This is a genomic window from Cupriavidus sp. 207A1, assembly GCF_057798955.1.
Genome location: NZ_JBYOJO010000021.1, coordinates 32,521 through 53,049, shown reverse-complemented (window position 1 = coordinate 53,049; position 20,529 = coordinate 32,521). Strand labels below are relative to the sequence as shown.

The 20,529-nt window shown below is 68.0% G+C and carries 19 protein-coding genes; 11 read left to right on the top strand and 8 right to left on the bottom strand.

Annotated features, from left to right (window positions below):
* Positions 1–69 precede the first annotated feature (69 nt).
* Positions 70–1,506, bottom strand: coding sequence for a cardiolipin synthase (cls, locus tag AC3FMM_RS28615; protein ID WP_116314375.1), 1,437 nt, complete (start codon positions 1,504–1,506; stop codon positions 70–72).
* A 433-nt stretch (positions 1,507–1,939) separates the two neighbouring features.
* On the opposite strand from cls, the gene AC3FMM_RS28610 reads away from it, so the two are divergent.
* Entirely contained in the window at positions 1,940–2,695 is a 756-nt protein-coding gene (locus AC3FMM_RS28610; protein WP_488687800.1) for a response regulator transcription factor, read from the top strand.
* Positions 2,696–2,701: 6 nt separating this feature from the next.
* Here the strand turns inward: AC3FMM_RS28610 and AC3FMM_RS28605 are convergent, their stop codons facing one another.
* Positions 2,702–4,552 (bottom strand): EAL domain-containing protein, encoded by a 1,851-nt coding sequence (locus AC3FMM_RS28605; RefSeq protein WP_488687799.1) that lies wholly within the window; start codon positions 4,550–4,552, stop codon positions 2,702–2,704.
* A 244-nt stretch (positions 4,553–4,796) separates the two neighbouring features.
* Between AC3FMM_RS28605 and AC3FMM_RS28600 the strand changes: the two genes are divergently transcribed.
* From AC3FMM_RS28600 to AC3FMM_RS28590, 3 genes are all read left to right on the top strand, one after another.
* On the top strand, positions 4,797–6,422 hold the full coding sequence (locus AC3FMM_RS28600; protein ID WP_473703935.1) for a methyl-accepting chemotaxis protein: 1,626 nt from the start codon (positions 4,797–4,799) through the stop codon (positions 6,420–6,422).
* Positions 6,423–6,607: 185 nt separating this feature from the next.
* Positions 6,608–7,204, top strand: a complete 597-nt coding sequence (locus tag AC3FMM_RS28595; protein WP_115713327.1) for an HAD domain-containing protein — start codon at positions 6,608–6,610, stop codon at positions 7,202–7,204.
* A 181-nt stretch (positions 7,205–7,385) separates the two neighbouring features.
* Complete coding sequence (locus tag AC3FMM_RS28590; protein WP_026163988.1) at positions 7,386–7,754, top strand: 5-carboxymethyl-2-hydroxymuconate Delta-isomerase; 369 nt, start codon at positions 7,386–7,388, stop codon at positions 7,752–7,754.
* A gap of 246 nt (positions 7,755–8,000) precedes the next feature.
* Here AC3FMM_RS28590 and AC3FMM_RS28585 read toward each other — a convergent pair whose 3' ends face one another.
* Positions 8,001–8,459 (bottom strand): HU family DNA-binding protein, encoded by a 459-nt coding sequence (locus tag AC3FMM_RS28585; RefSeq protein ID WP_026163989.1) that lies wholly within the window; start codon positions 8,457–8,459, stop codon positions 8,001–8,003.
* Between the two features lie 485 nt (positions 8,460–8,944).
* Positions 8,945–9,442 carry an Mpo1 family 2-hydroxy fatty acid dioxygenase gene (locus AC3FMM_RS28580; RefSeq protein ID WP_115683021.1) on the bottom strand — a complete coding sequence of 166 codons (498 nt, stop codon included), beginning with the start codon at positions 9,440–9,442 and terminating at the stop codon, positions 8,945–8,947.
* 201 nt (positions 9,443–9,643) lie between these two features.
* On the opposite strand from AC3FMM_RS28580, the gene AC3FMM_RS28575 reads away from it, so the two are divergent.
* From AC3FMM_RS28575 to AC3FMM_RS28555, 5 genes are all read left to right on the top strand, one after another.
* A complete protein-coding gene (locus AC3FMM_RS28575; protein ID WP_439897370.1) occupies positions 9,644–10,345 on the top strand; it encodes a Crp/Fnr family transcriptional regulator in 702 nt (233 codons plus the stop codon).
* Positions 10,346–10,372: 27 nt separating this feature from the next.
* A complete protein-coding gene (locus AC3FMM_RS28570; RefSeq protein WP_488687798.1) occupies positions 10,373–11,239 on the top strand; it encodes an arylamine N-acetyltransferase family protein in 867 nt (288 codons plus the stop codon).
* 238 nt (positions 11,240–11,477) lie between these two features.
* On the top strand, positions 11,478–12,242 hold the full coding sequence (locus AC3FMM_RS28565; RefSeq protein WP_018004600.1) for an SDR family oxidoreductase: 765 nt from the start codon (positions 11,478–11,480) through the stop codon (positions 12,240–12,242).
* A gap of 97 nt (positions 12,243–12,339) precedes the next feature.
* Positions 12,340–14,088, top strand: coding sequence for a class I adenylate-forming enzyme family protein (locus tag AC3FMM_RS28560; protein WP_488687797.1), 1,749 nt, complete (start codon positions 12,340–12,342; stop codon positions 14,086–14,088).
* Between the two features lie 50 nt (positions 14,089–14,138).
* Positions 14,139–14,981 carry an acid phosphatase gene (locus AC3FMM_RS28555; RefSeq protein WP_368666737.1) on the top strand — a complete coding sequence of 281 codons (843 nt, stop codon included), beginning with the start codon at positions 14,139–14,141 and terminating at the stop codon, positions 14,979–14,981.
* Positions 14,982–15,003: 22 nt separating this feature from the next.
* Here AC3FMM_RS28555 and AC3FMM_RS28550 read toward each other — a convergent pair whose 3' ends face one another.
* From AC3FMM_RS28550 to AC3FMM_RS28540, 3 genes are all read right to left on the bottom strand, one after another.
* Entirely contained in the window at positions 15,004–15,486 is a 483-nt protein-coding gene (locus AC3FMM_RS28550) for a CreA family protein (RefSeq protein ID WP_116314785.1), read from the bottom strand.
* A 21-nt stretch (positions 15,487–15,507) separates the two neighbouring features.
* Positions 15,508–15,993: an acyl-CoA thioesterase gene (locus AC3FMM_RS28545; protein WP_012355963.1), complete on the bottom strand. Its 486-nt coding sequence runs from the start codon at positions 15,991–15,993 to the stop codon at positions 15,508–15,510.
* A 179-nt stretch (positions 15,994–16,172) separates the two neighbouring features.
* The gene (locus AC3FMM_RS28540; protein ID WP_010814166.1) at positions 16,173–16,454 is read right to left on the bottom strand and encodes an HU family DNA-binding protein; all 282 of its coding nucleotides are present in this window, start codon (positions 16,452–16,454) and stop codon (positions 16,173–16,175) included.
* 496 nt (positions 16,455–16,950) lie between these two features.
* Between AC3FMM_RS28540 and AC3FMM_RS28535 the strand changes: the two genes are divergently transcribed.
* Both AC3FMM_RS28535 and AC3FMM_RS28530 read left to right on the top strand, forming a co-directional pair.
* Positions 16,951–18,153, top strand: coding sequence for an ammonium transporter (locus AC3FMM_RS28535; RefSeq protein ID WP_115683027.1), 1,203 nt, complete (start codon positions 16,951–16,953; stop codon positions 18,151–18,153).
* Positions 18,154–18,367: 214 nt separating this feature from the next.
* On the top strand, positions 18,368–19,237 hold the full coding sequence (locus AC3FMM_RS28530) for a mechanosensitive ion channel family protein (protein WP_062803164.1): 870 nt from the start codon (positions 18,368–18,370) through the stop codon (positions 19,235–19,237).
* 18 nt (positions 19,238–19,255) lie between these two features.
* On the opposite strand, the gene AC3FMM_RS28525 is transcribed toward AC3FMM_RS28530, so the two are convergent.
* Entirely contained in the window at positions 19,256–20,479 is a 1,224-nt protein-coding gene (locus AC3FMM_RS28525; RefSeq protein ID WP_116314366.1) for a Bcr/CflA family multidrug efflux MFS transporter, read from the bottom strand.
* Positions 20,480–20,529: the final 50 nt, after the last annotated feature.

Below are 20,529 nucleotides of genomic sequence, written 5' to 3'. Positions count from 1 at the left end.
TTATAGTGAACAGTGTACACAATCAAACTGTCACAAGCTTGTTGCATCGACGTTGGCAGGGGCCGCGGCTCAGAGAATCGGCGCGAACAGGGAGGCGACGTGCATCGCCACCCGCAGTGGCGCCGGTGCGGCGAGGAACTCGTCCAGCCCGACCCGGCGGGCCTGCGCGAAGTCGGCCTCGAGCATTGCCGCCACCTGCGCCGCAAAGCCCTGGTCGGCCGTCATCACCATCAGTTCGAAATTGAGCCGGAACGAGCGGTTGTCAAGGTTCGCGGTGCCGACGGCGGCGGCCTCGTCGTCGATCAGGATCACCTTCTGGTGCAGGAAGCCAGGCTGGTAGCGATAGATCTTGATGCCAGCGGCAATGGCCTTGTGGGCGTACAGCGTGGAGGCGGCATAGACCACCAGGTGGTCCGGCCGCGCCGGGATCAGGATGCGCACATCCACGCCGCGCAGCACCGCCAGCCGCAGCACTGCGAACACGGCCTCGTCCGGAACGAAATACGGCGACGTGATCCACAGCCGGTGGCGCGCCGACTGGATCGCCTCGACAAAGAACAGCGAGCAGGTTTCCTGCGCATCGGCCGGCCCCGACGGCACCACCTGGCAGGTCATGCTCCCGCCCGCCTCGGGCGGTGGCATCAGCAGATGCGGCACCTCGCGCGCGGCCCAGTACCAGTCTTCGGCAAACGCCATCTGCAAGTCCAGCACGGCGCTGCCGCGCAGCGCGATATGGGTGTCGCGCCAGGGCGCCAGCGGCGGACGCTGGCCCAGGTATTCGACCCCGACATTGTGGCCACCGATGAATGCTTCGCAGCCGTCCACGACCACCAGCTTGCGGTGGTTGCGGAAATTGAGCTGGAACCGGTTGACGAAACCGCGATGCGTGGAGAACGCCCTCGCCTCGACCCCGGCATCGAGCAGCGTGCGCACGTAGCGGCGCGACATGGCGTGGCAGCCGATGCGGTCGAACAGGAAGTACACCTTGACGCCAGCCTGCGCGCGCTCGCACATCAGCGCCTGCAGGCGCCGGCCGAGCGCATCGTCGTGGACGATGAAGAACTGCACGATCAGCACCTGCCGGGCGCGCTCCATCGCCGCGAAGATCGCCTCGAAGGTCTGCTCGCCGTCGATGAGCAGGCGCACATCGTTGTTGGCCAGGCAAGGCATGCCGGTCAGGCGCGGCAGCGCGCGCATGCAGGCCTGCACCGGCGCGTGGACCACGCAGGCGCTGCGCGCCTCGCGCTCGCGCGGGGTCATGCCGTGGCGGATTTCACGCAGCCGGTCGTCGTTGAAGCGGCGCGCGTCGACATAGCCGGCGAAGGTGCTGCGCCCGAAGATCAGGTAAGGCACCAGGGTGAAATACGGCATCATCAGCAGCGAGCCGGCCCAGGCAATCGCCCCCGGCGCGGTGCGCACCGTCATGACGGCATGCAGCGCGGCCACCACGCCTACGACGTGAAAGGCCAGCACGATGATGGCGATGACACTCGGGCTCTGCAGCATCGGTGGCTTGTGTCCGCTGACCGGGTCGCGATGCGCGCTATTTTGGCACAGCACGGTCCCGGATGTAGGCGCCCGGCTGTGCGCCGCCGGCCGGCGCTGCCTTCTTTTTTGGCACGCCGATGGCATCACGGTGCCAGGCCGCCGTCGGGGCAGCATGCCCCTGTTTGTCCACAGGAACTGTGGACAACTTTCCATAGCGCCGTCAGCTGCCGCAGCTCCACCATCGACTGCGCTTCTATCACGGCGAATCACGAATATCGGCAGGTATTTCAGCAATGTCTGATTGTTTTTCAGACCGCACTTTCAATACGCTTTCTGGCTAGGCAACGCGATGCCATCGAGGTGTCGTGGCCAGGGCTGTCCGACCGCGGCCCGGGCGCTCCTTGCCGGCTTTCGCCTGACGGTTCGTATCCTGCCCTGTGGTCCGCCTCCGATGAACATTGCGCTGCTCATGGGCTTTTCGCCCCAACTCCGTACCGTGGCCGAACTGCTGGAGGGCGCCGGCTTTCGTTGCCGCGTGTTCGAGACCGGCCGCGAGCTGATCCACCGCGTCAGCCAGGAGCTGTACGACATGCTGCTGATCGACGATGCCCTGCCCGACCTGCCGGCGCTGGAAGTGGTGCGCGCGGTGCGCAGCGCGCGCTCGCGCGATGTGCCGATCATCCTGCTGGCTGCCGACAACAGCGAAGACAAGCTGGTCGATGCGCTCGACGCGGGCGCCGACGACTACGTTTGCCGCCCGCTCAATGCGCGCGTGCTGATGGCGCGCATCACGGCATTGCGCCGGCGCGTGACCGGCGAGCGCGTGCGCCAGGGCCTGGTGGTGCAGGCCGGCCCCTACCAGCTCAACAGCATGGGGCGCTTCGCCACGCTGCACGGCGAGCGCATCGCCATGACGCCGAAGGAATTCGACCTGGCCATGATGCTGTTCTCGAACGTCGGCCGCGTGCTGGCTGCCGAGCGCATCCAGCAGGCAATCTGGCGGCATGAACTGCCGCCGCTGTCGCGGGCGCTGGCGGGCCTGATCTCGCGGCTGCGCAAGACCCTGCGCATCGGCGTGGCCAACGGCATCGTGATCACGGTGGTCTACGCGCATGGCTACCGGCTTGACGTGCTCGAAGAGAGCATCGCGCCCAGGCTGCCGAAGGCCGGAACCCGGACCACCGTGCCCGGACGCACGGGCAACTGAGCCGCGCTACGCCGGCAGCGTCGCTGACAGCGCCAGGAAGTCGAGCACGGCCATGCCGTCGGCGGAGCGCTTGGCCTCGCGCTTGGCCGCTGCCGCCGCGGCGCCGATCTGCTGGCTGCCCAGGCGCTGCAGGCCGGCGACGCCCTCGCCGCTGACGCATACCACCCCCACCGCCATCGATACCGGAGGAAAGAACACCGGCCGCCCGTGCCGGTCTTCGCCATGCATGCCGCCGGCGGCGCGGTCGGGCGGCGCATACATGGCGCGCGCGGCATCGTTGAAGCGCAGGATCGCGGCCCGCATGCGCTCGGCCCAGTCGGCGCTCTGGTATAGCACCAGGAAATCGTCGCCGCCCACGTGGCCCAGGAAGTCGCGGGCCGGGTCGCAAGCCTCGGCCAGGATCGCGGCCGCGCCCTTGAGCATCTCGTCGCCTTTCCAGTAGCCGTATTTGTCGTTGAACGGCTTGAAGTGGTTCAGGTCGACATAGCAGGCATGGAACTCGCTGGCGGCCTCGATCAGGCGCTCGATATGCTGGTTCAGCGGGATATTGCCCGGCAGGAAGGTCAGCGGATTGGCGTAGCGCGCCGCTTCCATGCGCACCTCGGTGATGGCCCGGATCAGGTCGGCGCCGGTGCCCAGCCCGATATAGCGGCCCTGGTCGGTGATCACGAAACCGTCGGCGAGCGAGCGCGTGTTCTCGCCCGACAGGATCTGCGCCATGTCCTCCAGGCTGGCGCGCTGGTCGAAGCAGGCCGGATCGCGGTTGGCCATGGCGATGCAGGCCTTCTTGCCATAGAGTTCGCGGTGGAACGGCGCCGCGTAGCGGTCGATAAAGGCCTGGCGGCCGATGATGGCCAGCGGCCGCCCCTCGTCATTGACCACCGCCACCGCCTGCAGCTCGGGCTGGTCCTGGAAGGCACGCAGTACCGCATCGTTGCTGGCCGATGGCGATACCGTCGGCGCCGGCCGCAGCAGCCGTCCGGCGGTGATGCCGGACCAGCCCGAGCGCACCATCTGCGGAAACACGGCAATGCGGCGCGACGCCAGCGCCTGCCGTACATGCAGCGCTGCCTGCGCCGCCGGTTGCGCCACCGGCCGTCCCACGTAATAGCCCTGGGCGCCGGTTACGCCCAGGTCGCGCACCACGGCCAGTTCATCTTCGTCTTCAATGCCTTCGGCGATCACGCGCCCGCCAAAGGCACTCATCATGCGCAGCAGCGCGCGCAAAATCTCCAGCCGGCGCGAGCACGACGCGATGCCGCGCACCAGCGACTTGTCGATCTTGACGAAGTGCGGCGACAGGTGGGCAAGCAAGTCCAGGTTGGCGTGCCCGGTGCCGAAATCGTCGAGCGCGTACTGCATGCCGAGTTCGCGCAGCACCGACATGGCCACGCCAAAGCTGGCGGCGTCGCCGATCGGGGTCTGTTCGGTGACCTCGATCACCAGCCGCGACGGTGCGATGCCGGCTTCCAGCAGGGCCGCCATCAGCCGCCCCCGGTCCGCCAGCAGGTGGCGCAAGGTCTGCGGGCTGAAATTGAGGAAGAGCTTGCCGGGCAGCTCGAAGCCGCGCCAGGCGACCAGCGCGGTGCGCGCCGCTTCGACCTCCAGCGCGATGGTGGCGGGAACGCCCTGCGCCAGCCGGAACAGCGCGTCCGGTGCCGCCCACGGCGAGCCCACGGGCCCGCGGATCAGCGCTTCATAGCCGAGGATGGCGCCGCTGTCCGCCTGCACGATGGGCTGGAACACGGCGTGCAGCGGCGGCAGACGCGCCGGCGCAAGCGCGGACCCGCCCGGGACAACGCTGACAGCGTCGGGCGTGGGATCGTGCAGGGACGTGGCGACAGTCAGGCCATTCATAAGAAGCAAGCGGGGGATGGTGCGGCAGCGGTCAGGGCGCAGCGCGGCCCACATTGCATGACATCCACATGACAGCACGATGACAGTCCAAATTGGAAGAATGTCACGTTGACGTCACGTTGATCGACGACGATCCGTGCGCCGCGGCGACTGTCCCGTACAGAGGACGGCACCAGCGGCGAATCGGGTCAAGCCCGGGCTGCGCAGGCTGGTCACGCCGGCGCGCCCGTCTGGAGTCATCTCCGTGTTGCAAGTTTCCAAGACTTCCCTGCCCGGCCAGCGTCGGGCAGTTGCCCACGCGCGCTGGCTGGCGCGACTGGGCCGCCTGCCTCTGGTGGCGCGCCTGTGCGCCGCCTTTGCCCTGGTCTACCTGTTCGGCGCCGCGGTCGGCCTGACCGGCATCGCCAACCTGGTCTCGATCAAGGCGCGCACCGATACCCTGTACCAGCACGACATGCACGGCGCGATCTCGGCGGAGCGCGCGCAATCGGCACTGGCCGGGCTCGGGCGCGCCCAGCTGGCGCTGACCATGGCCACCAGCAGCACCGAGCGCGACGGCGCCGCCGACGAGATCGCGGCGGCGCTGTCGCAGCTCGATGCGGCACTGGCCGGCGTGCAGCGGGCTGCCCCCGCCCAGGCGGCGCCACTGCTGCGCGAACGCCAGCGCGCCAGCGAGCTGGCCCAGGCGTACGTGGCGTTGCTGCGCAAGCAGCCGCTGGATCCGCTGCAGTTCGACAGCGCGGTCTCGGTCGACGGCCATTTCGTCACCGGGCAGCTGCAGCGGCTCAGCAGCCAGGTCGAGGCCGTACGCCGCCAGCAAGAGCAGCAGGCCGCCGCCACCGTTGCCAGCGTCGCCGCCAGCCAGCTGCGCGCGCAGGCCTGGATGGCGACCCTGCTCGGCGCCAGCCTGCTCGCGGCCGTCGCGCTGGCGTGGATTGCCGCGCGCAGCCTGCGCGCCGAACTGGGCGGCGAGCCGCGCGATGCCGCCGACATCGCCCGCCGCATTGCCGCCGGCGACCTGACCGCCCCGATCGCGCTGCGCCCGGCGGACCACAGCAGCATGCTGCACCATGTGGCCAGCATGCGCGACCAGCTGGCCGGCGTGCTGGCGCGGATCCAGGCCAGCGCCCACGAGATCACCGCGGCCAGCCAGCAGATCGCGGCTGGCAACCAGGCCCTGTCGGCACGCACCGAGCAGCAGGCCAGCGCGCTCGACGCCACTACCGACAGCATGCAGGCGCTGGCGGCACACGTCGCCGCCGCGCATGCGCAGGCCACCGAATCGAGCGAGATGGCCAGCGCCGCCCGCGCCGCCACCGACGACGGCGCGGCCGTGGTGCAGCGCATGCGCGGCGCCATGGACGCCCTGCACGGCCATTCGCGCCATATTGCCGAGATTGTCGGCGTGATCGAAAGCATCGCGTTCCAGACCAATATCCTGGCGCTGAACGCCGCCGTGGAAGCGGCGCGTGCGGGCCCGGCGGGCCGCGGCTTTGCGGTGGTGGCGCAGGAAGTGCGCGCGCTGGCACAGCGCAGCGCCGAGGCCGCGCGCGAGATCGGCGGCATTGTCGGCAATGCCACGCACGAGATCCAGCAAGGCGCCAGCCTGAGCGGCAGCGTGGTGGCGGCGATGGAACGCATTGCCGCCACGGTGGGCCACAGCCATGCGCTGGCCGAGGGCTTGCGCGCGCTCGCGGACGAGCAGGCCGACAGCGTGCAGGGCGCCGGGCAGGCGGCGGCGCAACTGCGCCAGACGGCCCGGCAGAATGCTGCGCTGGTCGATGAACTCGCGGGCCAGGCGGCGCGGCTCGACCAGCAGGCCGCGGCGCTGGCCAGCGACGTGGCGCGCTTTCGGTTCCAGCAGCCGTGACCGGGCAATCGCGGCAAAGATGTGTCGGGTCGAAACATTTGTCATGACGACGTAACCGGCATTTACGTCTTCCGCGACGAAGTTACAGATATGTTGCATCTGAACCAGCCCCGGTAACGTGACAGCCCGGTTGCGGCGAGTAACCTTGCTTCACACCAACTGAACTGGCACCCGCACAGGAAACCATGGCTGAACGACTCATCATGCTGGACGTACCCGGCGTCCTGTACTCCGACCGCTCCCGCGCCCGCCTCGGCGGCATTCCGGATTCGGGCACGCCGCGCGACGTCAGGTTCTTCGACCCGGTCGCGCTCGGCTTCGTGCGCAGGCTGTTCGGCGTGGCGGGCGCCCGTGTGGTGGTCTCCGATGCATGGCGCCGGGGCACCCCCGCCGCCATCCTGCAGCAGCTGGACCTGCAGGTCGAAGCCATGACGCCGCCGGTCGCGGGCGGCCACGGTGCCGAGATCGAAGCGTTTTTCGCCCAGGGCGCTCGCCCGGTCCATTACGTGATCCTGTCCTGTGCCCCGGCCGAGTCGATGCCCGAGGCGCTACGCGAGCAGCTGGTCACGGTCGACCCCGCCGTGGGCCTGACCCTGGAAAATTTCCGGCAGGCGCTGGATATCCTGGGCGTCGCCTGTCCGTCGACGGTCATGCCGACGCCCAAGCTCGATGCCGGTCTCAAGGCCAAGCTGGCGCAACTGCAGCAGCTGGCACGGGACAACCCTGCCCGCTTCGGCAGCGCGCTGGCACCGGCGCGCGAAGTGACGGCCGTCCACGCCTGAGCCGACGCTGCCATGCAGTCCCCGCCGGGGCGCCCACGGGCGCCCCGTTTTGCGTCCGGCGATCCGGAATGGACCAAATCAACGGCCCGGCTTCGGCGCTCTGGCGCATACCTGTCGCAGTGATCCCGTATCATGCTCGCTGTCGCCGGCCCCATGCCGGAGCTTTGTGCCAGGACCCGCCATGCCTCACCTCGTCATCGAACTGACCGAAAACACCCGCCTGAACTGCTCGCAGGAAGAACTGCTGGATGAGGCCAATGCCGCCCTGCTGGCTTCCGGCCAGTTCCAGGAGGCGGATATCAAGTCGCGCTGCATCACGCTGTCGACCTACCGCCAGGGCATCGATGCCGTCGAGCGGGCCTTTGTCCATGCGCGCCTGTCGATCCTGGACGGGCGCGATACCGCCGTGCGCCAGGCCCTGGCGCAGGCCGTCTGCGATGTGATTGCCGAAGCCGTGCGCTCGGGCGGCGGCACCGGCCAGAACGTGCAGGTGTCAGTGGAAGTCTGCGAGATGGCGCGCGCCACCTACGCCAAGCAATTGGTGGCCTGATCCGCCGCGCCGTCGGGCAGCCGCCCAATAAAAAACCCGCGGCCATTGCGGCCGCGGGCGGAAGCTTCAGGAAGACTCCGGAAGCTCTGTCATGGGGAGCGCCCCCGCACCCATGACGTAGTGGATTCTAGGTGGCGGACATGGCCACCGATTTGACCTGGATTAAACGCTGCCGGATTGGTGCCGGCACCCATAAAAAAAGGAGCCGGCAAGCGGCTCCTTTTCTTTCTGGACAACTGGCGCAGATCAGGCTGCGGCGTCCTTCAGCTTCTTCAGCGGACGGACCTTGACCTTGACGCTGGCCGGCTTGGCCGGGAACCAGCGCTCTTCACCGGTGAACGGGTCCTTGCCGAAGCGCTTCTTCTTGGCCGGCACTTGCTGCGCCGTGACCTTCAGCAGGCCGGGCAGCGTGAACTCGCCAGCGCCCTTCTTGTTCAGCGCGCCGACGATGGTGTTTTCCAGGTGGGCAAGCACCGTCTTCACGGTCTTGGCTTCCAGTTCCGTCTGGGCTACCAGGTGAGCGACCAGGCTCGACTTGTTGAAGGTGTCCTTCAGCGGGCGCGCAACGGGCGCAGCGGCGGGAGCGGCCTTCTTGGCCGGCGTGGCCTTCTTGGCGGCAGCCTTCACGGGTGCCTTGGTTGCCGCAGCCTTCTTGGCGGCGGGCTTGGTTGCAGTCTTCGCGGTCGGTTTCGCTTTGGTCGCCATATCGATATTCGTAAGTTGAACAGATGGATGCCGGCAGGTGTTATGCATTGCTACTGAGCGTTGCGCAATCGCCTGATCGACGCCCACTGAATCATAGCGGAAAGTGCCGTAAGTCAAGGGGTTTTCATGCATGCGACACGCAAAACCCGCCGAAAACCCCGGGTTTTGTCGCGGCTTTGCCTCAGTGCAAGCGCGAAAGCGGCCTACGTCCCCCCGTTTTGGCGTGCGCGGCCGCGGCGCGTAGCCTCGCACGCAATGCCGCGCGCGCGTCTGCACGCTACCGTTCGCGTTCGCGTGGAGCGTTCCGTTCAGCAGCAGTCCGGCGAAATCCTGCCGTTGTCGCGCACCCTCGAGACCGTCTCGCGCCAGTACACCGGCGACGTCATCGGGGTCGGCATGCCCGCGCCGGAACTGCAGTGCGGCCCGGTGCGGATGAATCCCCGCGCTGGCACGATCGTCTGCGGCTGCCGGCGGGGCAAGCCTGATCAGTGCGAGCGGGCGGCCATGGCATCGCGCGTATCGCGCGCCAGGCCCAGCGCAAAGGCCGTCTCGGCAACCAGGAACAGCGGGCCGATCAGCAGCCCGACCAGGTCGTCGACGAAGGCCGGCTTGCGCCCTTCGTAATAGTGGCCGATGAACTGGATCACCCAACCCACCACGAACAGGCCGACGCCGAGCGCGAGCCACCAGCTCGTCGGCATCGCGGCGATATGCGCGCCAGCGTAGAGGAACACCGCGAGGATCAGCGCCATGGCCACGCCGAAGGCCAGCGACAGGCGCAGGTAAAACAGGCACGACAGGATATACAGCAGCATGGCCGGCGTCAGCACGGCGCTGCCATCGCCCAGTGCCAGCGCCGGCCGCGCCAGCAGCGTGGTCACGGCCAGCACGATCATCGGGATGCCGATGAAATGCGTGAAGACGTTGCGCGGATCGCGATGGTAGGCGGCGTAGTTGGCGAGATGTTCGATCAGGGTTTTCACGGGGCGTCTCCTGGACTGCGCTGTGGTGCGCGCGCGGCGGGCGCGAGGTGGATTTATAGTAATGGGCGCGCACCGGCCGGTCTGTCAGGTTTTTGACATTCCGCCAGGTGCCCGGACATGGAGACCGGCATGCGGCTGGCGCGCCCGCCACACCCCGCTCTGCTCGCCCCAAACGACTTCAAGATGCAGCCTCCAGACACAATGTCGAGTCCGATGTTGCCATGCAGCGACCCGCTCGCCGCGGTGCGCGCGGGCGCGTGGTTCAGCCAGTTGCCGCCGGCGCTGCGGCAGGCGCTGCTGGACGACGGCAGCCTGCGCCGGCTGGTCGCCGGCGAGACCCTGTTTGCGCGCGGCGACCGCTTCGATGGCCTGTATTGTGTCGCCAGCGGCACCATGCAGATCCATGCCAGCGGGGAATCGGGCAAGGCCGCGGTGCTGGGCCTGCTCGAACCCGGCACCTGGTTCGGCGAGATCTGCCTGTTCGATGGCCTGCCGCGCACCCACGACGCGCGCGCGGCCTCCGTCGCCACGCTGTGGCATGTGCCGCGCGCCGCCCTGGCGCAGCGTCTGGCGCAGCAGCCGGCATGGTGGCAGGCATTCGGGCAACTGCTGGCGGCCAAGACCCGCGAGGCCTTCCACTACGTCGAGGAAGCGCAGCTGCTGCCGCCGCCGGCACGCGTCGCGCGCCGGCTGGCGGCAATCGCGCATGGCTACGGCAACCTGCCGGACGGCAGTGCCACGCGGCGCGTGCGCATTGCGCAAGAACAGCTGGCGCAGATGCTGGGCCTGTCGCGCCAGACCGTGAACCACGCGCTGCGCGAACTGGAGGCGCACGGCCTGCTGCGCCTTCAATATGGCGGCATCGAACTGCTCGACCTGCCCGCGCTGGAAACGCTCAACTGACCGCACCGTACCGGAGCCCCATACACCATGACTATCCTGGACGCCGCCCAACTGGACGCCTGGCTGGCGCGCCTCGGCATCGCCGCGCCACCCTCGCCGACGCTGCAAGCGCTGGACGCGGTGCTGGCCGCGCACCTGGCCAGCATTCCGTTCGAGAACGTCGACCCGCTGCTGCGCCGCCCGGTGCGCATCGACCTCGACGCCGTATTCGACAAGCTGGTCACGCGCCGGCGCGGCGGCTACTGCTTTGAACTCAATACGCTGCTCAGCGCCGGGCTGGGTGCGCTGGGCTACGAGGTCACGCCGCTGGCCGCGCGCGTGCGCTGGGGCGTGCCGGACGACGTGCCGACCATGACCTCGCACATGCTGCTGCGGGTGGAGGTAGCCCATCGCAGCTATCTGGTCGATGTGGGCTTCGGCGGCCCCACGCCGTTCCGTGCGATGCCGCTGTCCGAACCGGCCGACGATGGCTTTCCCTACCGGCTTGCGCCCTCGCCGGCGCAAGCCGGCACCAGCGCATTCCACAGCTACGACCTGCAGGCACGCGGCGATGCGGGCTGGATCCCGGTCTACCGGTTCGACCTGACGCCGCAGGCGCCGATCGATTTCGAGGCACGCAACTGGTATGTCTCGACGCACCCGGACAGCGTCTTCCTGCAGCGCCTGATGGCCGCGCGCACCGATGGCGGCACGCGCGTGACGCTGGCCAACGGCGAACTGGCCGAGCGCGCCCCGGACGGCAGCGTGCGCCGCGTTCACCTGCAGCATGCCGACGCCGTGGTGCAAACCCTGTCCGAGCGCTTCGGCATCGTGCTGGACGACGCGCTGCGCCAGGGCCTGATGGCGGCGCTGCCTGGCTTGCTGGCGCCTGCGACGGCATCCGCCGGGGGCTGAATCGCGGCGGCTGCGCACTGCAGCATCGGGCTCCATGCACCGCGCGCATTGCCGGCAGAAAGAATGCTGATAAGGCCTGTAACCGCCACCCGGCGCTGTGGACGCGGCCATGGCCGCGCCACATAATGTCCCGGCGATGCTGCCTGCGGGCGCGTCCGCAGGACCACAGCGCGGCACCCCGCCGCCAGCACAAGCCGGCCAGCATTGCTGACGCCGGCGCAGCCATACAGGAGACTCCATGTCATTGTTCGATCTGACGGGCAAGGTTGCCATCGTCACGGGCTCTTCGCGCGGCATCGGCCGCGCCATCGCCGAGCAGATGGCCGTACAGGGCGCCAAGGTCGTGATTTCCTCGCGCAAGGCCGAGGCCTGCCAGGAAGTGGTGGATGCCATCAACGCCCGCCATGGCGCCGGCACCGCGATCGCAGTCCCGGCCAACATCTCTTCGAAGGACGACCTGCAGCGCCTGGTCGACGAGACCAACCGCGCCTTCGGCAAGATCGACGTGCTGGTCTGCAATGCCGCCTCCAACCCGTACTACGGGCCGATGAGCGGCGTCTCCGACGACCAGTTCCGCAAGGTGCTGGACAACAACGTCATCTCCAACCACTGGCTGATCCAGATGGTGGCGCCGCAGATGATCGACCGCAAGGATGGCTCGATCATCATCGTGTCGTCGATCGGTGGCCTGCGCGGCTCGCCCACCATCGGGGTCTACAACATTTCCAAGGCCGCCGACTTCCAGCTGGCGCGTAACCTCGCGGTCGAGTTCGGGCCGCACAACGTGCGCGTGAACTGCATCGCGCCGGGGCTGATCAAGACCGACTTCGCGCGCGCGCTGTGGGAAGATCCCGAGCGCTACAAGCAGTCCACCCAGGGCGCCCCGCTGCGCCGCATCGGCGAGCCCATCGAGATCGCCGGCGCGGCCGTGTTCCTGGCCTCCGCGGCCAGCACCTTCATGACCGGCCAGGCCATGGTGGTGGACGGCGGCGTGACCATCTGAGCCTCAGACACGAGCGTTGCCAGGCGGCCGGCGCTGATTGCGCTGGCCGCTTTCCTGCATTTCCCCCAACCTGCAGTGCAGTTCCGGGAGGCAGTCCATGTCGAGCAATCCGCAGTCGGCCGGCACCTGGCCGGTCATGTCGCTGGCCGAGGCTCACGCCCGCCTGACCGCGCCGGGCGCGCCATTCGAAACCGAAACCCGCGTGATCCGCGGCATCCCCACCACGGTCTGGAAGAACGCGCCGCCCACGCTGCGCGAGCTGCTGCTGGCCACGCGCGCGTTTGCCGAACGCACCTTCGTGGTGTACGAGGACGAGCGCGTCTCCTACGATGCGTTCCTGCGCGCCGCCATCGCCATGGCCCACACGCTGGTGCGCGACGGCGTGCGCAAGGGCGACCGCGTGGCGCTGGCCATGCGCAACCTGCCCGAATGGCCGGTGGCGTTCTACGGCGCGCTGCTGACCGGCGCCATCGTGACCCCGCTCAATGCGTGGTGGACCGGCCAGGAGCTGGAATATGGCCTGGCCGATTCCGGCAGCCGCGTTGCCATCGTCGATGCCGAGCGGCTCGACCGTATCCTCGAACACCTGCCGGGCTGCCCGGCGCTGGAACGCATCTACGTCTCGCGCGCGGGGGCTGCGCCGGCCGAGCCGCGCGTGACGGCGCTGGAAAGCGTGATCGGCCCTTCGGCGAACTGGGCGACTCTGCCGGAGCAGACGCCGCCCGCGGTCGACATCGACCCCGACGACGACGCCACCATCTTCTACACCTCGGGCACCACCGGCAAGCCGAAGGGCGCGCTCGGCACGCATCGCAATTCCACCTCGGTGGCGGTGGCCGGCGGCTTCAGTCCGCTGCGCAACCTGCTGCGCCGCGGCGAGCCGATCCCGGCGCCGGATCCGGCCGCGCCGCAAAAGTCGATGCTGCTGGCGGTGCCGTTCTTCCACGTCACCGGCTGCATGGCGGTGCTCAACGGCGCCATCGCCACCGGCGGCAAGATCGTGCTGCTGCACCGCTGGGACGCGCTGCGCGGCATGGAACTGATCGAGCGCGAGCGCTGCACCGCGGCCGGCGGCGTCCCCACTATCGCCTGGCAGATCCTCGAGCATCCCGAGCGCGGCCGCTTCGACCTGTCGTCGCTGGAGAACATCAACTACGGCGGCGCGCCCGCTTCGCCCGAGCTGGTCCGGCGTATCCGCGAGGTCTTCCCCATGGCCGCGCCGGGCATAGGCTGGGGCATGACAGAAACCTCGTCGACCTTCACCAGCCACAGTGCCGAAGAGTACGTGATGCGCCCGGACAGCAGCGGCCCGGCGTTGCCGATCGGCGAGATGAAGGTGGTGGACGGCCGCGGCCAGGCGCTGCCGCCCGGCGAAACCGGCGAGCTGATGGCGCGCGGTGCCAATGTCGTGCGAGGCTACTGGAACAAGCCCGAGGCCACCGCCCAGACCTTTGTCGATGGCTGGCTGCGCACCGGCGACATTGCCCGGCTGGATGATGAGGGCTACGTCTACATCGTCGACCGGATGAAGGACATGCTGATCCGCGGCGGCGAGAACATCTACTGCATCGAAGTGGAAAGCGCGCTGTACGAGCATCCCGCGGTGATGGATGCGTCGGTGGTCGGGCTGCCGCACCGGACCCTGGGCGAGGAGCCGGCCGCCGTGGTCAGCCTGAAACCGGGCATGCAGGCGAGCGAAGCCGAGCTGCAGGATTTCGTGCGCGCGCGGCTGGCAGCGTTCAAAGTGCCGGTGCGTATCCTGATTTACCACGAGATGCTGCCACGCAATGCCAATGGCAAGATCATGAAATCGAACCTGCGCAAGCTGTTCGACGCCGCCGCTTAAGCCAGGGCAGCGCGACCGCATCGATCCGATTCCTCACCAGGAAAAACAAATTGACGGACCAAGCCAAGCCGGATTCCTCCCTCTTCCACCCCATGCGGATGCTGGGCGCGGCAGCGCTCGCCGCGCTGCTGGCCGGCTGCGCCGCCGGTGGCACCAACCTGGCCGCCGTGCCGGAGCTGCGGCCCGGCGTTCCGGCCGGCTACCTCGCCGCCGATGCGCGTCCCGACAGCCTGAAGCTGCTGCCCGCGCCGCCGGCGCAGGGTTCGGCCGCGCTGGCGCTGGACGAGGACGCCGCGCGCCAGGCCGGTCCGCTGCGCGGTTCGCCACGCTGGCAACTGGCGTCCGACGATGCCGTGCTGACGTTCCCGCAGGCCGCCAGCACCTTTTCATGCGCGCTGGGCGTGCCCGTCGGCGAGAAGGACACGCCTTACCTGAACATGCTGCTGCGCCGCAGCCTGGTCGATGCCGGCCTGTCCACGTACAAGGCCAAGGATCATTACAAGCGCACCCGCCCGTTCGTGGCCACCAAGACCCCGATGTGCACGCAGGCCGAAGCCGCCAAGCTGGAGAAGGATGGTTCCTACCCGTCCGGCCACAGCGCCATCGGCTGGGCCTGGGCGCTGATCCTGACCGAGATCGAGCCGGCGCGCGCCAATGAGCTGCTGGCGCGCGGCCAGGCCTTCGGGCAAAGCCGCGTGGTCTGCAACGTGCACTGGCAGAGCGATGTCAACGCTGGCCGCACCATGGCGGCGGCCACGGTGGCACGGCTGCATGCCGATCCCACCTTCCGTGCCGACCTCGAACGGGCACGCAGTGAGGTGGCTGCCGCACGCGCCGCGGGTGCGCGGCCATCGCGCGATTGCCAGGCGGAGACCGCGGCGCTGGCCCGTTGATGACGGGCCAGCGCCGGTGCGCTTATTTCACCGGAATCACCGTGCCGGCCGGAACCGGCACGGCGGTCACGCTGTTCTGCGGGCTGCCGCTGACGATGCGGTCCGAATACGTCAGGTAGACCAGCGTATTGCGCTTGCGGTCGACCGCGCGCACCACGTGCAGCGCCTTGAACAGGATCGACATGCGCTCGGAGAACACATTGTCCTGCTGCTTGATCGGCGCCTTGAAGCCGATCGGCCCCACCTGCCGGCAGGCGATCGAGGCCTCGGGCGGGTCTTCGGCCATGCCGAGCTGGCCCTTGATGCCGCCGGTGCGGGCGCGCGACACGTAGCAGGTGACGCCGTCCACCTGCGGGTCGTCATAGGCTTCGATCACGACCTTGTCGGAGCCGGTCATGCGGAAATTGGTGCTGACGCTGCCGATCTCCTCGGCACTGGCCCCCGTGGCGGCGCTGGCGCAGGCGGCGACAAGCAGGAGGCGAACGAGTGGATGTTGGGACTTCATGGCTGTATCGCGCATCGGCACTCAGTTCACCGACGACTTGATGTCGCCGTGGCGCTTTTCCATTTCCTGGCGCAGCGCGCGACGCTGCTGCGCGGCGGCAAAGCGCTGGCGCTCGACCTCGTCGCGCGGCTCCAGCGGCGGCACCTCGGCGGGGGTGCCGTTGTCGTCCACTGCCACCATGGTGAAATAGCAGCTGTTGGTATGGCGCACCAGCTTGCTGCGGATGTTCTCGGTCACCACCTTGATGCCGATCTCCATCGAGCTGCGGCCGGTGTAGTTGACCGATGCCAGGAAGGTCACCAGCTCGCCCACGTGGATGGGCTGGCGGAACACCACCTGGTCCACCGACAGCGTGACCACGTAGCGGCCGGCGTAGCGGCTGGCGCAGGCATACGCCACCATGTCCAGGTACTTGAGGATGGTGCCGCCGTGGACGTTGCCGGAGAAGTTGGCCATGTCCGGCGTCATCAGCACGGTCATGGAAAGCTGGTGGGACAGGTCATTCATGATGCGGGTTACGAAGATTGCGGGGGCGGGATTGCCGGCTGCGGGCGCCGGCAGTTTAACCCGGATCGCCGCGCCGTTGCCCGCGGCATGGTGCCGAGTGCCGGCCGCTGCCCCGCCAGGCCCGGCGCACAAAAAAAGCGGCCTGCCAGGCCGCTTCTTTCGCTATGGACGCAAACTGCTTACTTTTTCTTGTTCACGGCGTCCTTGAAACCCTGGCCTGCCGAGAACTTGACCGTCTTGGCGGCCGGAATCTTGATGGTTTCGCCGGTGCGCGGATTGCGGCCGGTACGGGCAGCGCGCTTGCCGGCGCTGAAGCTGCCAAAACCCACCAGCGTTACAGAATCGCCCTTTGCCACTGCCTTCTTGATACTGTCCAGCGCTGCGTTGAGCGCACGCTCGGCGGCGGCATTGCTCAATTCTGCTTCCGCGGCGATGGCCGATACCAGTTCACCTTTATTCATGGCTGATTTCCCTTGTTGGTCGTCGTCACCGATGTGCATGCCTCGCGGCAGGCCATCGATCGGCGCAGTCTAATCTGCCCTTCGCGCGTTGAGCAATCCCCAGTGGCACCAATGCGACAAAAAAACCCGCAAATCCTTGCTTGAGGCCGGTTAGCGGGCAATTTCCACTGCTGTTCGCGCTTGCCCGGCACCGGTTTTTGCCGGGCCCGGGCGGCCGCCTGGAATTGCACCCCCAAAACTACCCAGCATAGGACAGATTCCCCCAAATGGGGCGACGCACCACAACGGGTCGCGCGTTGCCCCCTTGGCCGCTCCATTCTGGCGCAGCCCGGTCCAGCCACTGGCAACAGGCCGGCGCCGCCTTGCCCACGGGATGGACCGCGTGCGGCATGCCGGTGCGGTTTCTTACCCTGCACGGTGCAAGCGGCACCAGGATGCAGCCATCTCTGGAACGCTTTTTGCGTACTGGTGCGCCCATTTTGAGCATGAGGTCACTATGGACAACTGGAAGACCGGCACCGACGCGCTCTTCATCCTGCTTGGCGCCATCATGGTGCTGGCCATGCACGCCGGCTTTGCGTTCCTCGAACTGGGCACGGTACGCAAGAAAAACCAGGTCAATGCGCTGGTGAAGATCCTGGTGGATTTCGCGGTTTCCACCATCGCCTATTTCTTTATCGGCTACACCATTGCCTACGGGGTGCAGTTCTTTTCCGGCGCCGAAACCCTGGCCCAGAAAAATGGCTACGAACTGGTCAAGTTCTTTTTCCTGGCGACCTTTGCCGCCGCGATTCCGGCGATTATCTCCGGCGGCATTGCCGAACGCTCGCGTTTCAATCCGCAGCTGGTCGCCACTTTCGTACTGGTGGGTTTTGTCTACCCGTTTTTCGAGGGCATGGTGTGGAACCAGCGCTACGGCGTGCAGGACTGGATCGCGCGCGTGGCCGGCGCGCCCTTCCACGACTTTGCCGGTTCGGTGGTGGTGCATGCGCTGGGCGGCTGGATTGCGCTGCCGGCGGTGCTGCTGCTTGGCGCGCGTCGCGGCCGCTACCAGAAGGATGGCCGCATCAGCGCACATCCGCCCTCGAACATCCCGTTCCTGGCGCTGGGCGCCTGGATTCTTGCGGTGGGCTGGTTCGGCTTCAACGTGATGAGCGCGCAGACTGTCGACAAGGTCAGCGGCCTGGTTGCGATCAACTCGCTGATGGCCATGGCCGGTGGCACGCTGGCCGCCTGGCTGGCCGGACGCAACGATCCGGGCTTCGTCTACAACGGGCCGCTGGCCGGCCTGGTGGCGGTCTGCGCGGGCTCGGACCTGATGCATCCGCTGGGCGCGCTGGTCACCGGTGCCGTGGCAGGCGCGCTGTTCGTCTATATGTTCACGCTGGCGCAAAACAGATGGCATATCGACGATGTGCTGGGCGTGTGGCCGCTGCACGGGCTGTGCGGCGCCTGGGGCGGCATCGCCGCGGGCATCTTCGGCGCGAAGGCGCTGGGCGGCCTTGGCGGGGTGGCGCTCGGCGCGCAGTTGCTCGGCACCTTGCTTGGCATCGTGGTGGCGCTGGCCGGCGGCACGCTGGTCTATGGCACGCTGAAGCGGCTGGTGGGCATCCGTCTCGACGCCGAGGGCGAGTTCAACGGCGCCGACCTGACGCTGCACCGGATTTCCGCCACCCCCGAGCGCGAAACCAACTGGTAATACCCGCCAGCGCCTTTCCGATATAAACAGACGAGCCGCGCAACGCGCCTTGTCTTAACAATTATTTGCTTGCACTTCCGCGCACGGCCTCTCAATAATTGCCGTGCCCGGGAATTGCGCGCAACGCGCAGGGGCTCGCACGCCGCAGCCGGCTGGTTTGGGGGATGTTGGGCCGGCGGCTGGCCGGTTACACCAACACCAAAGGAATACGCCGATGGACGCCTCTACCTTCGACAACCTCAAGACCCTGGTGGTCTCCTACGCCACCGAATTCGGCGTCAAGATCCTGGCGGCCCTCGCCTTCTGGGTCATTGGCCGCTGGCTGATCCACTTTGTCGTGCGCCTGGTGCAGAACGCGCTCGGCAAGCAGAAGGTCGATCCGACGCTGCTGCGCTATGTCGGTTCCATCGTCACCGTGACGCTGAACGTGGTGCTGGTGATCGGCATCCTCGGCTACTTCGGCATCCAGACCACCACCTTTGCCGCGCTGATCGCGGCCGCCGGCGTGGCCATCGGCATGGCCTGGTCGGGGCTGATGGCAAACTTCGCCGCCGGCGCCTTCCTGGTGGTACTGAGGCCGTTCAAGGTGGGCGACTTCGTCACCATTGGCGGCGTGACCGGAACCGTGCGCGAAATCGGCCTGTTCGCCACCACGCTGGACACGCCGGACAATGTCCAGACCGTGATCGGCAACAACAAGATCTTCAGCGACACCATCCAGAACTTCACCGCCAATGCGTTCCGGCGCGTGGAGCTGAAAGCGCAGCTGGCAGGCAGCACCGACGTGGCCGAGGCGGTGGCGCTGCTGAAGACCCGCATCGCCGAGATCCCCAACGTGCTGGCCGAACCGCCGGTCGACGTCGAAATTCTCGAGTTCACGCTGGTCGGCCCGGTGCTGGCGGTGCGGCCCTATTGCCATAACGACCATTACTGGCAAGTCTATTTCGACACCAACCGCGTCATCCGCGAATGCTTCGGCCAGGCCGGCTACGCCGCGCCGATGCCGGCGCACATGGTGGTGGTGCAACAGGCCGGGGTGCCGCACGCCGCCGCGGAGCAAGCCGCGGCACAGCAAGCGGCCTGAACCGACACGGCCGCGGATTCAGCGGGTGCCCGGGCGCGCGCGTGCGCCCGAGCGCCCGTAATGGCGCATCAGCACCGCACCGGCGCCGCAGGCCGCCATCACCACGCCCAGCGGCAGCGCGCTGCCGTCGCGCCACACGCTGACCGCGGCGCCGCCGAGCGTGCCGAGCGAAAACTGCAGCGTGCCCATCAGCGCCGAAGCCGTGCCGGCGCGGTGCCCCTGGTGCGCCAGCGCCAGCGCCGAAGCGTTGGGCGAGACGCAGCCCAGCGCACCGATAAACACGAAGAACCCGCCCAGCAGCACCGGCAGCACCGCCATCCCCGCCAGCGCGGCCAGCGCCAGCACCAGCCCCGCAGCCAGCGCCGCCAGCAGCGTGGCCCCCAGCACCTGGTCGAGCGAACGCCCGCGCACCAGCCGGGCATTGAGCTGCGACATCGTGATCAGCCCGAGCGCATTGGCGCCGAACACAAAGCCGTAGTGCGATGGCGCGATGCCGTGCAGTTCGATCAGCACGAAGGGCGAGCCCGAGATATACGCAAACATGCCCGCCGAGCCGAAGCCGGCCGACAGCGAATAACCCAGGAATTCCCGATCGCGCAGCAGTTCCGCGTAGCTGCGGGAGACGGTGCCGAGCCGCAGCGGCGCTACATGGCCGCGGTCCAGCGATTCCTCCATGCGCAGGTGGACCAGCAGCAGGATCAGCAGGCCGGCCCCCGCCAGCACCCAGAAGATGGCGCGCCAGCCCGATACGGTCAGCACCGCGCCGCCGACGATTGGCGCCAGGATCGGCGCCACCCCCATCACCAGCATCAGCGAGGAAAACGCCCGCGCCGATTCATGCGCCTCGAGCCGGTCGCGGATCACCGCACGGGCCATGACCATGCCGGCGCAGCCCCCAAGCGCCTGCAGGAAGCGCCATAGCATCAGCGCTTCCACGTTGCGCGCCAGCGCGCAGCCCACCGCGGCGATGATGTAAAGACATAGCCCGACATAGAGCGGCGGCTTGCGCCCGAAGCGGTCGCTGAAGGGACCATAGAAGGCCTGTCCGAGCGCCAGCCCGACCAGGAAGGTGCCGAGCGTCAGCTGGACCTGCCCGATGTCGACGCCCAGGTCGCCCGCCAGTGTCGGGAAACTCGGCAGGTACATGTCGATCGACAGCGGCGCGATCGCCATCAGCGAGCCGCAGATCAGCAGCCAGGCAGGGAAACGCGGCGTCGGCGCGGCGCTTTGGGAAGGAGGCATGGAGGACAGTATCCGAGGGCGATGGCGCTGCCGTGCGCGGCCGTGCGGCA